At 64.5% G+C, this 16,388-nt stretch carries 13 protein-coding genes and 1 pseudogene; 7 read left to right on the forward strand and 7 right to left on the reverse strand.

Annotation, left to right across the window (positions count from 1 at the left end; translation table 11 throughout):
* From J7302_RS24515 to J7302_RS26725, 3 genes and pseudogenes are all read left to right on the forward strand, one after another.
* Positions 1–140: L-serine ammonia-lyase, iron-sulfur-dependent, subunit alpha (locus J7302_RS24515; protein ID WP_215381065.1), on the forward strand; the 140-nt coding region annotated here is incomplete at its 5' end.
* A gap of 405 nt (positions 141–545) precedes the next feature.
* Entirely contained in the window at positions 546–1,652 is a 1,107-nt protein-coding gene (gene gbdR, locus J7302_RS24520) for a choline metabolism transcriptional regulator GbdR (protein ID WP_215380975.1), read from the forward strand.
* Positions 1,653–1,824: 172 nt separating this feature from the next.
* Positions 1,825–2,064, forward strand: a pseudogene (locus J7302_RS26725) (transposase family protein); the annotation flags it as partial.
* Between the two features lie 243 nt (positions 2,065–2,307).
* On the opposite strand, the gene J7302_RS24530 reads toward J7302_RS26725, so the two are convergent.
* The 7 genes from J7302_RS24530 to J7302_RS24560 all read right to left on the reverse strand — a co-directional run bounded on the left by J7302_RS24530 (position 2,308) and on the right by J7302_RS24560 (position 10,507).
* Positions 2,308–2,553 carry a hypothetical protein gene (locus J7302_RS24530; protein WP_120653486.1) on the reverse strand — a complete coding sequence of 82 codons (246 nt, stop codon included), beginning with the start codon at positions 2,551–2,553 and terminating at the stop codon, positions 2,308–2,310.
* 31 nt (positions 2,554–2,584) lie between these two features.
* Positions 2,585–3,364: an electron transfer flavoprotein subunit beta gene (etfB, locus tag J7302_RS24535; RefSeq protein WP_215380979.1), complete on the reverse strand. Its 780-nt coding sequence runs from the start codon at positions 3,362–3,364 to the stop codon at positions 2,585–2,587.
* Positions 3,354–4,580, reverse strand: a complete 1,227-nt coding sequence (gene etfA / locus J7302_RS24540; RefSeq protein WP_215380983.1) for an electron transfer flavoprotein subunit alpha — start codon at positions 4,578–4,580, stop codon at positions 3,354–3,356. The genes etfB and etfA overlap by 11 nt, the downstream gene beginning before the upstream one ends.
* A gap of 67 nt (positions 4,581–4,647) precedes the next feature.
* Positions 4,648–6,606: a dimethylglycine demethylation protein DgcB gene (gene dgcB / locus J7302_RS24545; protein ID WP_215380986.1), complete on the reverse strand. Its 1,959-nt coding sequence runs from the start codon at positions 6,604–6,606 to the stop codon at positions 4,648–4,650.
* Between the two features lie 157 nt (positions 6,607–6,763).
* Complete coding sequence (gene dgcA / locus J7302_RS24550; protein ID WP_215380988.1) at positions 6,764–8,824, reverse strand: dimethylglycine demethylation protein DgcA; 2,061 nt, start codon at positions 8,822–8,824, stop codon at positions 6,764–6,766.
* 15 nt (positions 8,825–8,839) lie between these two features.
* A complete protein-coding gene (locus tag J7302_RS24555; protein ID WP_215380991.1) occupies positions 8,840–9,370 on the reverse strand; it encodes a 4-vinyl reductase in 531 nt (176 codons plus the stop codon).
* Positions 9,371–9,529: 159 nt separating this feature from the next.
* Entirely contained in the window at positions 9,530–10,507 is a 978-nt protein-coding gene (locus J7302_RS24560) for a dipeptidase (RefSeq protein ID WP_215380993.1), read from the reverse strand.
* Positions 10,508–11,084: 577 nt separating this feature from the next.
* Between J7302_RS24560 and J7302_RS24565 the strand changes: the two genes are divergently transcribed.
* Genes J7302_RS24565 through J7302_RS24580 form a run of 4 tightly spaced genes read left to right on the forward strand, consistent with a single transcriptional unit; the run spans position 11,085 to position 16,211 of the window.
* Complete coding sequence (locus J7302_RS24565) at positions 11,085–11,564, forward strand: formate dehydrogenase subunit gamma (protein ID WP_215380995.1); 480 nt, start codon at positions 11,085–11,087, stop codon at positions 11,562–11,564.
* Positions 11,558–13,117, forward strand: coding sequence for a formate dehydrogenase beta subunit (locus J7302_RS24570; RefSeq protein WP_215380999.1), 1,560 nt, complete (start codon positions 11,558–11,560; stop codon positions 13,115–13,117). Before J7302_RS24565 ends, J7302_RS24570 begins: the two co-directional genes overlap by 7 nt.
* Positions 13,114–15,990 (forward strand): formate dehydrogenase subunit alpha, encoded by a 2,877-nt coding sequence (gene fdhF, locus J7302_RS24575; RefSeq protein WP_215381002.1) that lies wholly within the window; start codon positions 13,114–13,116, stop codon positions 15,988–15,990. Before J7302_RS24570 ends, fdhF begins: the two co-directional genes overlap by 4 nt.
* Positions 15,987–16,211, forward strand: coding sequence for a formate dehydrogenase subunit delta (locus tag J7302_RS24580; RefSeq protein ID WP_215381004.1), 225 nt, complete (start codon positions 15,987–15,989; stop codon positions 16,209–16,211). The genes fdhF and J7302_RS24580 overlap by 4 nt, the downstream gene beginning before the upstream one ends.
* Positions 16,212–16,388 lie beyond the last annotated feature (177 nt).

Genomic DNA, 16,388 nt, shown 5'->3' on the forward strand with positions numbered 1-16,388 from the left:
TGGCGCTGCGCGGCGATGGCGAGCACTTCATCTCGCTGGACCGGGTGATCCGCACCATGCGCGACACCGGCGCCGACATGCACGACAAGTACAAGGAAACCTCGCGCGGCGGCCTGGCAGTCAGCGCCATCGAGTGCTGATCCGCTTTAGTTCGCCTTGCCCCTCGCTGCCAGGAAATGGTGCACGGGCGAGGCGAAATTCCTGATGACCAATCGGTCACCATCAGACTGTTTCGTCTGTTACTGAAGGTATGCCCCTTCAGCGCGCGGTGACAGGGGCTGATACGCGAAGTGCTACCGAAATCCCCAGGGCCCCGATACGGCGGGCCTTGGCGGTCGTAAACAGAATGCTTCTGTCGCTCCCGCCTAGGCCCTATGGCACGGGCCTTGGATGGATTATTTTTATTTTGATTGAACGCTCAATCAATTTAGGCACGGGCTTTGCCTTAGTAGTTGGGTGACTTACTGGTTTCATCGTACTAGAACATAACTATAAGCCTCCCAATCGAGGCTCCGCTCCGTGTGCCAAGCCTGAGGGTTTCATCGATGTCACAGTTCAACCAAGGGGCAAGCCCCCAGAACCGTGTTCCCCAGTCCATCGGATTCCTGCTGCTGGATAACTTCACTCTGATTTCCCTGGCGTCGGCGGTAGAGCCGCTGCGCATGGCCAACCACCTCTCCGGACGCGAACTGTATCGCTGGTACACCCTCAGCCAGGATGGTCGCCCGGTCAGCGCCAGTGACGGCCTGCAGATCACCCCGGACAGCGGCCTGGACAACGCCCAAGCCCTTGACGCGGTCATCGTCTGCGGCGGCGTGGACATCCAGCATTGCGTCACCCGCGATCACGTTCACTTCTTGCAGGTCCAGGCGCGCCAGGGCCGTCAGCTCGGTGCGGTGTGCACCGGCAGCTGGGCGCTGGCCAAGGCCGGCCTGCTCGACGGTTTCGAATGCAGCGTGCATTGGGAATGCCTGGCGGCCATGCAGGAAGCCTTCCCGCGCGCCGGTATCACGACTCGCCTGTTCTCCATCGACCGTAATCGCTACACCTCCTCGGGCGGCACTGCACCGATGGACATGATGCTGCACCTGATTTCCCGCGAGCACGGCCGCGAGCTGGCCGCCGCGATTTCCGAGATGTTCATCTACGAGCGCATCCGCAACGAGCAGGACCACCAGCGCGTGCCGCTCAAGCACATGCTCGGCACCAACCAGCCCAAGCTGCAGGAAATCGTCGCGCTGATGGAAGCCAACCTTGAGGAGCCCATCGACCTCGATGAACTGGCCTGTTACGTCGACGTGTCGCGTCGTCAGCTCGAGCGCCTATTCCAGAAGTACCTGCACTGCTCGCCTTCGCGCTACTACCTCAAGCTGCGCCTGATCCGCGCACGGCAGCTGCTGAAGCAGACCGCCATGTCGATCATCGAAGTGGCATCGGTGTGCGGCTTCGTCTCCACCCCGCACTTCTCCAAGTGCTACCGGGAATACTTCGGCATTCCGCCGCGTGATGAGCGTGCCGGCCAGAGCAGCGGTGCTAGCGTGGTAGCGCTGGTGCCGATGCCGGAAGACCTGGTCCGTCCAGCGCCTTCGACCGCCGGCGTGGCGCTGAGCCGCGCCCAGGGCGAGTCGACCTTCGCCAGCGTGCGTTTGTAAGCCACGGCGCCAGGGGCTGCGTTGCGGCCCTTGGCAAATGAATTCGCCCTGACAGCGGCATTCGCGCGGGCAAGAAAAAGGTTCTTCGCGGAATCTGGGGGAAGTGCGAGTTGACAGTCGGGGAAGTGGGTAAATTGGCAATCGCCAAACATCCCACCCCCCTGCTGTCGCCGTGCATCCTATTGATCTTGCTGCTTTCTGGCCAGGCTACGAGGTCGTCGCCTGTCGCCAATCCACTCACGACACCCTGCTGATCAGTCTTGAACCGCAAACCGAGCGCTTCCCGATTTGCGGCCGCTGTGCCAAACCCAACCTGTTGATCCACGAGCAGCAGCACATCCGCCAGGTGCGGGATCGTGACCTGCAGGATCAGCGCGTCCTGCTGCAACTGCCGGTGCGTCGCGTCGACTGCCCGCCTTCCCCGGAAAGCAGCCTGCAACACCACCTTGGCGGACTTGTCGGTCGGAGTGACACATCGAAGGCGCGCGAAACCTTGTAGGAGCCAGCGTGCTGGCGAATGGCGCAGGTTCGCCAGCAAGCTGGCTCCTACAGAGAGAGTACCGGCTATCCGGCTGTCAACTCGCATCTCCCCCAGATTCCGCGATGAACCAAGAAAAAGGGCGCCTTTGGCGCCCTTTGTCATTTCGCTATCGTTTCAGCGTGGCACCAGGGCCGGCAGCAGGGTCCGCGAGATGGCCTCGCGCACATTCGGCAGCAGCGTGGCGCTGCCGCCCAGCAGTTCCTCCACCAGGCGACGCAGCGCCACTGCGCGTTCCGGGCTCAGGCCGCTAACGGCTTGCTCGCACGCCTGCTCGGCACTCACGCCGGGCGGAATGCTGATGCCTAGCGCCACCAGACGCTCGCGAAAGTCTTCCTGGTCGATCAAATCGGCATGCATCATCGGCTGTTTCCTCCACTACGGCGGCTGCGGGTCAGCGCAGGACACCTTCTTCCATCAACAGTTTGAAGATAGCTTCGGCGCCCGCTTGTGGCGAGACATCCTTGAGCACCTGGCCGCCGCCACCAGAAGCTTTCGCGGTGGCCGCTTTCATCCGCTCGGCGCCAGTCTTGGCCTTGATCACCTTGAGCCGCTTCGGTCGTGGGCGGGCTGGTTGTAGCTGGGCTTCGGCGAGCAGGGTATCTTCCACCAGTTCCACGTCCTCGGCTTCGACACGGCCACGTCGGGCCGGACCGAAGGCGCTCTGGCGGGCAGTCGGGGCTGCGTTGTCGACGCTGGCGAGGAAGGGCAGGCGCACCTTCAGCCGGCGCCGCTGGCCACGAGGCAGGGCTTGCAGCACCTGGGCCACGCCGTTCTCGACCTTTTCCACCTCGGCCAGGCCCACCACCAGCGGCCAGCCCAGACGTTCTGCCAGCAGGTAGGGCAGCATTCCCGAGCCTTCACCGGTTTCCGCCTGACTGCCGGTCAGCACCAGTTGGGCGCCGATTTCACGCAGGTAGTCGCCGAGCGCAGGGAGCGCATCGGCCTGTTTGGGTTGATCGAGAACGATGAGTTCATCCAGCCCCATGCCCAGGTAGGCGCGCAGGGCTTCTTCGTGCGGATCGCCAGCATGCAGCACCCGCAGGCGCGCGCCGGCGAGGCGAAGGCCAAGCTCGACGGCACGGGCATCCTGGTCGGCGCGGCGCGCGCGGCCCGAGGTGGGGTGTGCGCCGATGGAAACCAGGGTAACGATCTTCAGTGCGTCATGCGGCATCGCGTGCACCTCCCTGACGGTATTCGGTGGCCAGTTGAATCAACGCGGCGAGAATCGCGGCAGAATCTCCGATCACCGACAGGTCGGCGCGTTTGATCATGTCGCAGCCCGGGTCCATGTTCACCGCCACCACCTTGTCGCAGGCGCCGATGCCTTGCAGGTGCTGGATGGCGCCGGAAATACCGACGGCCAGGTAGACCCGTGCGGTGACCCAGGTGCCGGTGGCACCGACCTGGCGATTGCGCGGCATGTGGCCGTCGTCCACCGCAACGCGGGAGGCGCCTTCGGTCGCGCCAAGGGCTTCAGCGGCCTTGTGAAACAGGGTCCAGTCTCTCACTCCATTGCCGCCGGAGAGGATGAACTCGGCCTCGGCCATGGGGATCTGCGCCGGGTCCACGGCCACCGGGCCGAGGTCCTCGATACGCGGCAGGCTGTGGGCGACCTTGGCTTCAAGGTCAAGGGTGCGAGCCTCGTGGCGAGTCTCGCTGACCGGATCGGCGCATTCGGCAGCCGCCAGGATCAGGCGGGGCAGGGGGCGCACCAGGTCCTCGCGGCCGGCGCCGGCACGGCCGGTGCATTGCTCGTTGGCCACCTGCCAGACGCGGGTGGCAGGGCGCTCGCCCAGCTTGGCGGCCAGGCGGCGGCCGAGTTCGCCACCACCAGTGCGGCTGTCGGGCAGCAGCCAGTGACGCGGAGCCAGTTGGCTTTCCACTGCGCTCAAGGCGAGCACACGTGCTTCTGGTGAATAGCCGTCGAACTCGTTGCCGTCGATGCGCAGGACGCGGTCCACGCCGGCAGTGTCGAAGGCGGCCTCCTTGTCTTCGCCGAACAGCACGGCGACGACCGCACCGCTGGTGCCGGCAAGCTTGTTGGCCAGTCCCAGGAGGTCCTTGTCGTGGCTGCCGAGGCGGCCACCGACCATGTCCGGTACCACGCAGATGTAATAAGCCGGTTGTTCGACCACGTGCAGCGGCAGTTGCACCACCTCTGTGGCTGCGCTGCGCTTGCCGCTGGTCCCTTGCTGGGCACCGCTTCGATCGATGCGTTTAATGCCATTGGGGCCGATGAAGCCAACGGCGTGGGGATTTTTGCGGATCAGGCCGTTGGGGCCCATCCAGCTCGTCTGACCCTGCTGCTGCATGGCAGCATGCAGCGGGTGCAGGCGGTTGCGGGCGATCCACTCGGCACGCGGGTCGCGGCGGATGATGTCACTCATGGGCGGATCTCCAGGGCTGCAGGGACAGCTCCCTCTCCCTGAGGGAGAGGGGAGGTCAAGGTGTTCATCACGCCACCTCCACGGCAGCTTTAGCTGCTGACGGCTTTTTTGCTTCAACCGGTGCCTCGATCAGTACATCCGCCACCAGTTCGGCGATGTCCTTGATCTCCGGACGTGGCGCGACCACGCCTTCAAGCATCGCGGTACACTGTGGGCAGCCCACGGCCACCAGTTCTGCGCCGGTTTCCTTGATGTCGCCCATGCGCATGTCCGGAATCCGCTGCTTGCCGGGGATGTCGGTGATCGGCGCCCCGCCGCCACCGCCGCAGCAGCGCGAACGGAAGCCGGAACGTTCCATCTCCTTGACCTCGATGCCGATGGCCTTGAGCACAGCGCGCGGAGCTTCGTACTCGCCGTTGTAGCGGCCGAGGTAGCACGGGTCGTGGTAGGTGACGCTGCCGCCCTTGTGCTGGCCAAGGTTCAGCATGCCGCCCTGCACCAGTTCGTTGATGAAGGTGCTGTGGTGCTTCACGTCGTACTGGCCGCCGAGGGCGCCGTATTCATTCTTCAGCACATGGAAGCTGTGCGGGTCGCAGGACACGATCTTCTTGAAGCGGTACTGGTTCAGCGTGGCAATGTTGCGCTTGGCCAGTTGCTGGAAGGTCGCCTCGTCGCCCAGGCGCCGGGCCACATCACCGCTATCGCGTTCTTCCAGGCCGAGCACGGCGAAGTCGACGTTGGCAGCCTTCAGGACTTTTACAAAGGCGCGCAGGGTGCGCTGGTTGCGCATGTCGAAGGCACCGTCGCCCACCCAGAACAGCACGTCGGCTTGTTTCTTTTCGCTCATCAGCGGTAGGTTCAGGTCTGCCGCCCAGTTCATCCGGCCGCCGGGGGCGAAACCGCCGGGGTTGTCAGTGGCGATCAGGTTTTCCAGCACTTCAGCGCCCTTGTTCGGGGTAGCGCCTTTCTCCAGGGTCAGGTGACGACGCATGTCGACGATGGCATCGACGTGCTCGATCATCATCGGGCACTCTTCGACGCAGGCCCGGCAGGTGGTGCAGGACCAGAGGGTCTCCGCTTCCACCAGGCCTTTGCCGCCCTGAACCACGATGGGCTGGTGCGGGCCGCCGGCGTGTTCGCCCAGCGGGATGCCCGGATAGGGGCTGCCGGCGAACTTGGCGTCGTCGCCACCGGCGAGACCAATGACCATGTCCTGAATCAGCTTCTTCGGGTTCAGCGGCTGGCCGGCAGCGAAGGCCGGGCACACGGCCTCGCACTTGCCGCACTGCACGCAGGCGTCGAAACCGAGCAGTTGGTTCCAGGTGAAATCGGTGGGTTTCTCCACGCCCAGCGGGGCTTGAGGATCGGCTAGGTCAAGCGCCTTGAGGCCGGTGGAGCGGCCACCACCAAAGCGCTCGGCGCGGCGGTGCCAGGCCAGGTGCAGGGCACCGGCGAAGGCGTGCTTCATCGGCCCGCCCCAGGTCATGCCGAGGAACAGTTCGGACACCCCCCAGGCCACGCCAATAGCCAGGAGGCCTGCGAGGAACCAGCCGCCGAAGCCTTCCGGCAGGATGCCGGCGACTGGCAGGGTGGCGATGAAGAAGCTTGCGGAGAACATCAGCAGGCTTTTCGGCAGGCGCATCCAGGGGCCTTTCGACAGGCGTGAAGGCGGGTTGCGCCGACGCTTGGCGACGAACAGGGCGCCGACGAACATCAGCACCGTGGCCGCCAGCAGGGCGAAGCCTAGGATTCGGCTCTGCAGGCCGAAGCCGTGCACGACGATGGCCAGCACGGCGGATAGAACGAAGCCGCCCGCCGTCGCCACGTGGGTCTTGGACATGTACTTGTCGCGCTCGACCACGTGGTGGAGGTCCACCAGGTAACGGCGCGGCATCGCCATGAGGCCGCCGATCCAATCGACCTTCGACGGTCGACCCCGGCGCCACATGAGGAAGCGCTTAGCAGCACCCAGCACGGCGAGTGCGAGGGCGGCAAAGAGCAGGATGGGGAGAATGGTGTTCAGCATTGTTGGTCTCCTACCGGGACCTGAAAGCGGCACGTATGGCTCCCTCTCCCTCAGGGAGAGGGTAGGGGCGAGGGGCTTTGCGTCACTGGGAGTCCGTGCCGGCCCTCGCCACCCCTCACCACCAACCCCTCTCCTTAAGGGAGAGGGGGAGACAGGCTTAGAAGTCTTTGCACAGACGCAGAGCGTCGTAGATCGCCGCGTGGGTGTTGCGCTGGGCCACGCAGTCGCCGATACGGAACAGCAGGTAGCCGTCGCCGGGCTGGCTCAGGCAGGGCTGCGGTTTGATGGCGAACAGCGCTTCGACGTCGATCTGACCCTTGTTGCGCGAACCTTGTTTGAGTGCGTAGTACAGGCTCTCGTCCGGGCGTACGCCGTTCTCGATGACCACCTGATCGACCACGCGCTCTTCCTTGGCGCCGGTGTATTCGTTCTCCAGCACGGCCACTAGCTTGTCACCCTCGCGGTAGACCTTTTCCAGCATCAGGTCGCCGGTCATGATCACTTCCTTCGGGTACATGCTGCGGTAGTAGGTCGGGAAGGACGTACCACCGATGGCAATGCCCGGCTTGATATCGTCGGTGACGATCTCCACCTGGGCACCCTTGTCGGCCAGGAAGTCCGCGGCAGACATACCGCTGAACTCGCAGATGGTGTCGTAGACCAGCACGTTCTTGCCCGGCGCGACGGTGCCGTTGAGGATGTCCCAGCTGCTGACCACCAGCCCTTCGGCTGCGCCCCAATGCTCGTTCTGCTCGAGGAACGGATGGCCGCCGTTGGCCAGGACGACGATGTCCGGACGCAGGTCGAGGATGGTGTCCGGATCAGCCGCAGTGCCCAGGCGCAAGTCGATGCCCAGGCGTGCCAGCTCCAGCTGGTACCAGCGAGTGATGCCGGCGATCTGGTCACGCTGCGGTGCCTTGGAGGCGATGGTGATCTGGCCGCCGAGTTGGTCCTTCTTCTCGAACAGGGTCACGTCGTGGCCACGCTCGGCTGCCACGCGGGCGGCCTCCATACCGGCCGGGCCACCGCCGACGACTACCACCTTGCGCTTCACGCCGGTGGTCTTCTCGATGATGTGCGGCACGCCCATGTATTCACGGGAGGTGGCGGCGTTCTGGATGCACAGCACGTCCAGGCCCTGGTACTGACGGTCGATGCAGTAGTTGGCGCCGACACACTGCTTGATCTGGTCCACCTGGCCCATCTTGATCTTGGCGATCAGGTGCGGGTCGGCGATGTGCGCGCGGGTCATGCCGACCATATCCACGTAGCCGCCTTCAAGGATGCGGGTGGCCTGGTTCGGGTCCTTGATGTTCTGCGCATGCAGCACCGGGACGTTGACCACTTCCTTGATGCCGGCCGCCAGGTGCAGGAAAGGCTCCGGCGGGAAGCTCATGTTCGGGATCACGTTGGCCAGCGTGTTGTGGGTGTCGCAACCGGAACCGACGACGCCGAGGAAGTCGAGCATGCCGGTGTCGCTGTAGTACTTGGCGATCTGCTTCATGTCCTCGTGGGACAGGCCGTCCGGGTGGAATTCATCACCGCAGATACGCATGCCAACGCAGAAGTCGTCGCCCACTTCGGCGCGTACGGCCTTGAGCACTTCGAGGCCAAAGCGCATGCGCTTCTCGAAGGTACCACCCCATTCGTCGGTCCGCTTGTTGACGCGCGGGCTCCAGAACTGGTCGATCATGTGTTGGTGCACGGCAGACAGCTCGACGCCGTCCAGGCCGCCGGCCTTGGCGCGGCGTGCAGCCTGGGCGTAGTTGCCGATCACGCGCCAGATTTCTTCTTCCTCGATGGTCTTGCAAGTGGCGCGGTGTACCGGCTCGCGGACGCCGGAGGGCGACATCAGGGTCGGCCAGTTGAAACCGTCCCAGCGCGAGCGGCGGCCCATGTGGGTAATCTGGATCATGATCTTGGCGCCGTGCTTGTGCATGGCGTCGGCCAGATTCTGGAAGTGCGGAATGATGCGGTCGGTGGACAGGTTCACCGAGCTCCACCACTCCTGCGGGCTGTCGATGGCGACCACCGAGGAGCCGCCACAGATGGCCAGGCCGATGCCGCCCTTGGCCTTCTCTTCGTAGTACTTCACATAGCGTTCGGTGGTCATGCCGCCGTCGGTCGCATAGACCTCGGCGTGAGCAGTGGAGAGCACACGGTTGCGGATGGTGAGTTTGCCGATCTGGATCGGCTGGAACATAGCTTCGAATGCCATCTTCTCGTCCTCGCCTCAGAGTGGTTTGACGATGAACAGGCCGTCGTCGTGGCCTTCTTCCGAACCGCTGTAGACCTGCTCGGCCACGGTACGGATGCTGCTGCCGCGGGCCTGCAGAATCTGGTCCATGGCGCCGGCGAACCAGCCGGTGAACATGTAGTCGACCTTGCGGCCGACCTTGCCGTAGACGTAGACGAAGGCGGAGTGCTTCAGGCGCACCTGGGCAGTGCCCTTGTCGAGGTCGATCTGCTCGATCTGGAACAGGCCCCAGCCGCGCTGCGACAGACGCTTCATGTAGTGCTCGAACACCGCGACGCCTTCCAGGCCGTGGCATTCGGCTTCCTTCTCGCACCAGTGCCAGGCGGACTTGTAGCCGGCCTTGTAGAGGATCTCGGCATAGCGTTCAGCGCCGAGTTCGGCCTCGATACCCATGTGATTGTTGACGAAGAAGTGGCGCGGTACATACAGCATGGGCAGGGCGTCGGTAGTCCAGACACCGGTTTCGCTGTCGACTTCGATGGGCAGTTCGGGGGCGTGTTTGGCCATGTTGTTCAAGCTCCGGAATTCGATTAGGCCCGGCTGCGGGCCGCTTTAACCCCCTCTCCCTCTGGGAGAGGGTTGGGGTGAGGGTTGATGGGGTTGCGAGCGGGATTCGGTATCCCTCACCCCCCGGCCCCTCTCCCAAAGGGAGAGGGGAGGGAGCGGTTATTCGCCCCAGACGTCCTTCAGTACACGTACCCAGTTTTCGCCCATCACCTTGCGCACCACACGCTCAGGCATGCCGCGCTTGAGCAGGGTCTCTGTGAGGTTGGGGAATTCGCCGACGGTGCGGATGCCCAGCGGGTTGACGATCTTGCCGAAGTTGGTCAGGCGGCGCGCGTAACCCTTGTCATGGGTCAGCCACTCGAAGAATTCCTTGTCATGGCCCTGGGTAAAGTCGGTACCGATGCCGATGGCGTCTTCACCGACGATGTTCATCACGTACTCGATGGCCTCGGCGTAGTCGTCGATGGTCGAGTCGATGCCCTTGGCGAGGAAAGGCGCGAACATGGTCACGCCAACGAAACCGCCGTGGTCGGCGATGAACTTCAGTTCTTCGTCGGACTTGTTGCGCGGGTGTTCTTTCAGGCCGGAGGGCAGGCAGTGCGAGTAGCAGACCGGCTTCTTGGATTCGAGGATGACCTCTTCGCTGGTCTTGGAGCCGACGTGGGAGAGGTCGCACATGATGCCGACGCGGTTCATCTCGGCGACGATCTCGCGGCCGAAGCCGGACAGCCCACCATCGCGCTCGTAGCAACCGGTGCCGACGAGGTTCTGGGTGTTGTAGCACATCTGCACGATGCCCACGCCGAGCTGCTTGAATACCTCGACGTAGCCGATCTGGTCTTCGAACGCATGGGCGTTCTGGAAGCCGTAGAGGATGCCGGTCTTGCCCTGCTCCTTGGCCTTGCGGATGTCGGCAGTGGTGCGCACCGGGATCACCAGGTCGCTGTTCTCGCGGATCAGCTTGTTGCTGGCGGTGATGTTGTTCACCGTGGCCTGGAACCCTTCCCAGACGGACACGGTGCAGTTGGCTGCGGTCAGGCCGCCCTTGCGCATGTCCTCGAAAAGTTCACGGTTCCATTTGGCGATGATCAGGCCATCGATAACGATGCTGTCGGCGTGCAGTTCGGCTGGGCTCATCAGGCTGTCCCCTGTTATTCATGCGCCGAACCTTCTGCCGGCGCTTTGGGGGGAGCATATCCCCGGGGGGCTCGGCACTATCGCGCAAAAGCGACCGGGGTATTGCCGAAAGCGTCAAGCGTGCGTCGTGTTTGGGTATGCCTGCGACAACGGGGCGCCGGATCAATGGTTCTTTCTCTATATGGGGGCGGCTATTCTCGAACGGTCGTGAGTCAGAGGGGGGAGTCGGCGGCGGGATGCTGCGGTCGGACGACTGACCATTGGCGAAGCCTCATGGGTACTGGACTTCTACACTGTCGATAGGGGGATTGCTTCGCCCTGTTGATTGTCCGGCGTCGGTATCAGGATGGGCCGGGTCGCTCGCGTGCAACTGCGCACTGGCGGCAATGGCAAGCTGCCCTGCATGCCCCGAGCAGGTGCGGCCATGACTGCGCCGGGCCGAAGATGCCCAGCCGGGGTGCATGGCCGGCGGCCAGCAACAGCCACGAGACCGTGCGTGGCAGGGCCACCGTAGCCGACGATTTCTGGACGAGCAGGCTTGGACCTGCTTCGTCCTGTCCTTACGAGGAACGCAGTCATGCCTGATGACCTGCAGTTGCAGATCGTTCGCAACGTGCTGGAGAAACTGAAGGGCACTCCTGGTGCCCTGCTGCAGATCCTTCACGATATTCAACAGGGCGTCGGATATATCCCCGATGCCGCCGTCCCCGAGATCGCCCATGCCCTCAACCTCAGCCTGGCCGAGGTGCGTGGGGTGATCACCTTCTATCATGACTTCCGCACCACGCCGCCTGCCCGGCATACCCTGCGCCTGTGCCACGCCGAGTCGTGCCAGAGTCGCGGGGCAGGCCAACTGGCGGCGCAGTTGCGTGAACGACTGAACCTGGATGATCACGGCACCTCTCCGGACGGACAAGTCAGTCTGCGTCCGGTCTATTGCCTGGGCGCCTGCGCCTGTTCACCGGCGCTGGAACTGGATGGTCGCCTGCATGCACGGGTCGATGCCACCAAGCTGGATGAGCTGCTCAACCGCTGCCTGGAGGATCGGTCATGCTGACGCTGTGCGTTCCTTGTGATTCGATCGCCCGCGCCGTTGGCGCAGACGACGTAGCCGTCGCCCTGGTGCGCGAAGCCGAGCGTCGCCAGTTGTCGCTGGATCTGCGCCGCACCAGCTCTCGCGGTCTGTATTGGTTGGAGCCGCTGGTGGAGCTGGAGACGTCTGAGGGCCGCCTGGGCTTTGGCCCGGTTGCACCCGAGGACGTGCCGGCGTTGCTCGATGCCCTGCAGGGTGATGCCGCCGCGCATCCACTGGCGCTGGGGCTGGTCGAGCAGTTGCCTTATCTGAAGAGTCAGCAACGCCTGTTGTTTGCCCGCGCCGGTATTACCCGGCCGCTGTCGCTTGAGGACTACCGCGCCCAGGGCGGCTTCGAGGGTCTGGCCAAGGCTGTGGAAAGCAGCGGTGAAGCGATCGTCGCCAGCGTGCTGGAATCCGGCCTGCGTGGCCGCGGCGGCGCGGCATTCCCGGCGGGCATCAAGTGGCGCACCGTGCGCGAGGCCCAGGCCGAGCAGAAGTACGTGGTGTGTAACGCAGACGAAGGCGACTCCGGTACCTTCGCCGACCGCATGCTGATGGAGGGCGACCCCTTCCTGCTGATCGAGGGTATGGCCATCGCCGGCCTCGCTGTCGGCGCCACCCAGGGCTACATCTACGTGCGCTCCGAATACCCGCAGTCGGTTGAGACGCTGCGCGCTGCGCTGGATATCGCCCGCGCCGCCGGGTATCTGGGCGTGAACGTCGCCGGTAGCGGCCGCGCCTTCGACCTGGAAGTCCGGGTCGGGGCTGGCGCCTACATCTGCGGTGAAGAAACTGCATTGCTGGACTCGCTGGAAGGCAAGCGCGGCGTCGTTCGTGCCAAGCCACCGCTGCCGGCGCTGCAAGGCCTGTTCGGCCTGCCGACGCTGGTGCACAACGTGCTGACCCTGGCTTCGGTGCCGGTCATCCTCGCCCGTGGCGCGCAGTTCTATCGTGATTTCGGCATGGGCCGCTCGCTGGGCACCATGCCCTTCCAGCTCGCCGGAAACATCCGCCACGGCGGTCTGGTGGAGCGTGCCTTCGGCCTCACCCTGCGTGAGCTGGTGGAAGAATACGGTGGCGGTACCGCCAGTGGCCGCCCGCTGAAGGCCGCTCAGGTGGGCGGCCCGTTGGGCGCCTGGGTACCTCCGTCGCAATTCGATACGCCGCTGGATTACGAGGCCTTCGCAGCCATGGGCGCGATGCTCGGCCACGGTGGCGTAGTGGTGGCCGACGACAGCCTGGATATGGCGCACATGGCGCGCTTTGCACTGCAATTCTGTGCCGAGGAATCCTGCGGTAAATGCACGCCATGCCGCATCGGCTCCACCCGTGGGGTGGAGGTGGTCGACCGCCTGCTGGCGGCGCCCAGCCAGGCCGAGCGACAGGAACAGGTGATCCTGCTCAAGGACCTTTGCGACACCCTGACATACGGCTCGCTCTGCGCCCTGGGCGGCATGACGTCCTATCCGGTGGCCAGTGCCTTGAAGCATTTCCCCGCCGACTTCGGTCTTGAGACCACGGAGGCCGACCAATGATCAACATTTTTGACCCTGCCAGCGACATCGACCTCGGCACACCCGCACGCGAGAGCGAGGTGCAGGTCAGCCTGAGCATCGATGGCCGCGAAATTACCGTGCCCGCCGGTACCTCGGTGATGCGCGCCGCGGCGCTGCTCGGCACCACCATCCCGAAACTCTGCGCCACCGACAGCCTGGAAGCCTTCGGCTCCTGCCGCATGTGCCTGGTGGAGATCGACGGCATGCGCGGCTACCCGGCCTCCTGCACCACGCCGGTCAGCGAAGGCATGGTGGTGCATACCCAGACGCCCAAGCTCGCCACCCTGCGCCGCAACGTCATGGAACTGTACATCTCTGACCACCCGCTGGACTGCCTGACCTGCTCGGCCAACGGCAACTGCGAACTGCAGACGGTGGCCGGCCAGGTAGGCCTGCGCGAGGTGCGCTACGGCTATGAAGGCGCCAACCACCTGGACGACCAGAAGGACCAGTCCAATCCGTACTTCGACTACGAGCCGAGCAAGTGCATCGTCTGCAACCGCTGTGTACGCGCTTGCGAGGAAACCCAGGGCACCTTCGCTCTGACCATTACCGGACGTGGCTTCGAGTCGCGGGTCAGTGCGGCCGGTGGCGAGGACTTCCTCGACTCCGAATGCGTGTCCTGCGGCGCCTGCGTACAGGCTTGTCCCACCGCCACGCTGATGGAAAAGAGCGTGATTGAAATGGGCCAGCCGGAGCGCAGCGTCATCACTACCTGCGCCTATTGCGGCGTGGGCTGCTCGTTCCGCGCCGAGCTCAAGGGCGATCAGGTCGTCCGCATGGTTCCGGACAAGAACGGCCAAGCCAACCACGGCCACTCCTGCGTAAAAGGGCGCTTCGCCTGGGGTTACGCCACGCACCCGGATCGCATCACCAAGCCCATGATCCGCAAGCACATCGACGACCCCTGGCAGGAAGTCAGCTGGGACGAGGCGGTGAACTACGCGGCCAGCGAGTTCCGCCGCATCCAGCTCAAGTACGGGCGCGACTCCATCGGTGGCATCACTTCCAGCCGTTGCACCAACGAGGAAACCTACCTCGTGCAGAAGCTGGTGCGGGCTGCCTTCGGCAACAACAACGTCGATACCTGCGCACGCGTTTGCCACTCGCCCACCGGCTACGGCCTGAAACAGACCCTCGGCGAGTCTGCTGGTACCCAGAGCTTTGACTCGGTGATGCAGGCCGACGTGGTGCTGGTGATCGGCGCCAACCCCAGCGACGCCCACCCGGTGTTCGCTTCCCAGCTCAAGCGTCGTCTGCGCCAGGGTGCTCGGTTGATCGTCATCGACCCGCGGCGCATCGACCTGGTGGATTCTCCGCACGCCCGTGCCGACTTCCATCTGGCGCTGCGCCCGGGCACCAACGTGGCCATGCTCAATGCGCTGGCCCACGTGATCGTCACCGAGAACCTGCTGAACCAACCCTTCATCGACGCCCGCTGCGAGTCAGCGGACTTTGCTCGCTGGCGGGAATTCGTCAGCAAGCCGGAGAACTCGCCCGAAGCCTTGGGGCCGATCTGCGGCGTGTCGCCTGACGATATCCGCGCCGCCGCGCGCCTCTACGCCACCGGCGGCAACGCGGCCATCTACTACGGCCTCGGCGTTACCGAGCACAGCCAGGGCAGCACCGCGGTCATGGGTATCGCCAACCTCGCCATGGTCACCGGCAACATCGGCCGCGAAGGCGTCGGGGTGAACCCGCTGCGCGGGCAGAACAACGTCCAGGGTTCCTGCGACATGGGCTCCTTCCCCCATGAGCTGCCCGGCTACCGCCATGTCTCCAACGACGCGGTGCGCCACCAGTTCGAACACGCCTGGGGCGTGACCCTGCAACCCGACCCGGGCTTGCGTATTCCCAACATGTTCGAGGCAGCACTGGACGGTACCTTCAGGGCGCTTTACTGCCAGGGCGAGGACATCGCCCAGAGCGACCCCAATACCCAGCACGTCACCGCCGCCCTGTCGGCCATGGAGTGCGTGGTGGTGCAGGACATCTTCCTCAACGAAACCGCCAAGTTCGCCCACGTCTTCCTGCCGGGCAGCTCCTTCCTCGAGAAGGACGGCACCTTCACCAACGCCGAGCGCCGCATCTCGCGGGTGCGCAAGGTGATGGACCCGCTGGGTGGCAAGGCCGACTGGGAAGCCACCATTGCCCTGGCCAATGCCTTGGGCTACCGAATGGACTACAAGCATCCGTCCGAGATCATGGACGAGATCGCTCGCCTGACCCCGACCTTCACCCGCGTCAGCTATGCCGAGCTGGACCGCCACGGCAGCCTGCAGTGGCCATGCAACGACGCCGCGCCGGATGGCACCCCGACCATGCACATCGAAGAGTTCGTGCGCGGCAAGGGGCGCTTCATGCTCACCGGCTACGTGCCCACCGAGGAGAAGGTCAACAGCCGCTACCCGCTGCTGCTCACCACCGGGCGGATCCTCAGCCAGTACAACGTCGGCGCCCAGACGCGGCGTACCGACAACGTTGCCTGGCACGAGGAGGACCGCCTGGAAATCCACCCGACCGACGCCGAAAGCCGCGGCATCGTCGAGGGTGATTGGGTGGGCGTGGGCAGCCGCGCCGGACAGACGGTGCTGCGGGCGAAGGTCTCCGAGCGGGTGGCACCAGGGGTGGTCTACACCACGTTCCACTTCCCCGAGTCCGGCGCCAACGTGATCACCACCGACAACTCCGATTGGGCCACTAACTGCCCGGAATACAAGGTGACGGCGGTGGAGGTTTCGCGGGTCTACCAGCCCTCCGAATGGCAAAAGCGCTATCAGGAGTTCAGTGACGAACAACGGCGCCTGCTCAAGGAACGCCGCAAGACCGAGAAAGCCGAGGCACGCCGATGAGCATCGATAATCTGATCAAGATGGCGAACCAGATCGCCCAGTACTTCGCCACCGAGCCGGACAAGGAACAGGCCGTGCGCGGCGTGTGCCAGCACATGCAGCAATTCTGGACGCCGGCGATGCGTATCGAGCTGATGGCCTGGCAGGTCGAGCACCGTGGTGAGCACCTGCACCCGCTGGTGCAGGCGGCGCTGACTGAATCGGGGCGGGTGACGGCCTGACGTCGTTTCGGCTGAAGGTGCCCTGCTTCTGTAGCGGGAGCGAACCCACTGGCTCGGTCGGCATTGGCTGTTGCCAGTCATCAGCAGCCGGGCTGAGAGTGTTGTAGGCGCGGGGGGGACGCCGAGTTCTTGCTCGCGATTCGGACGGAGAGCCCTGTAGGAGCGAGCTTGCTTGCG

Source organism: Metapseudomonas boanensis (genome assembly GCF_018704125.1).
Taxonomy (GTDB): Bacteria; Pseudomonadota; Gammaproteobacteria; order Pseudomonadales; family Pseudomonadaceae; genus Metapseudomonas; species Metapseudomonas boanensis.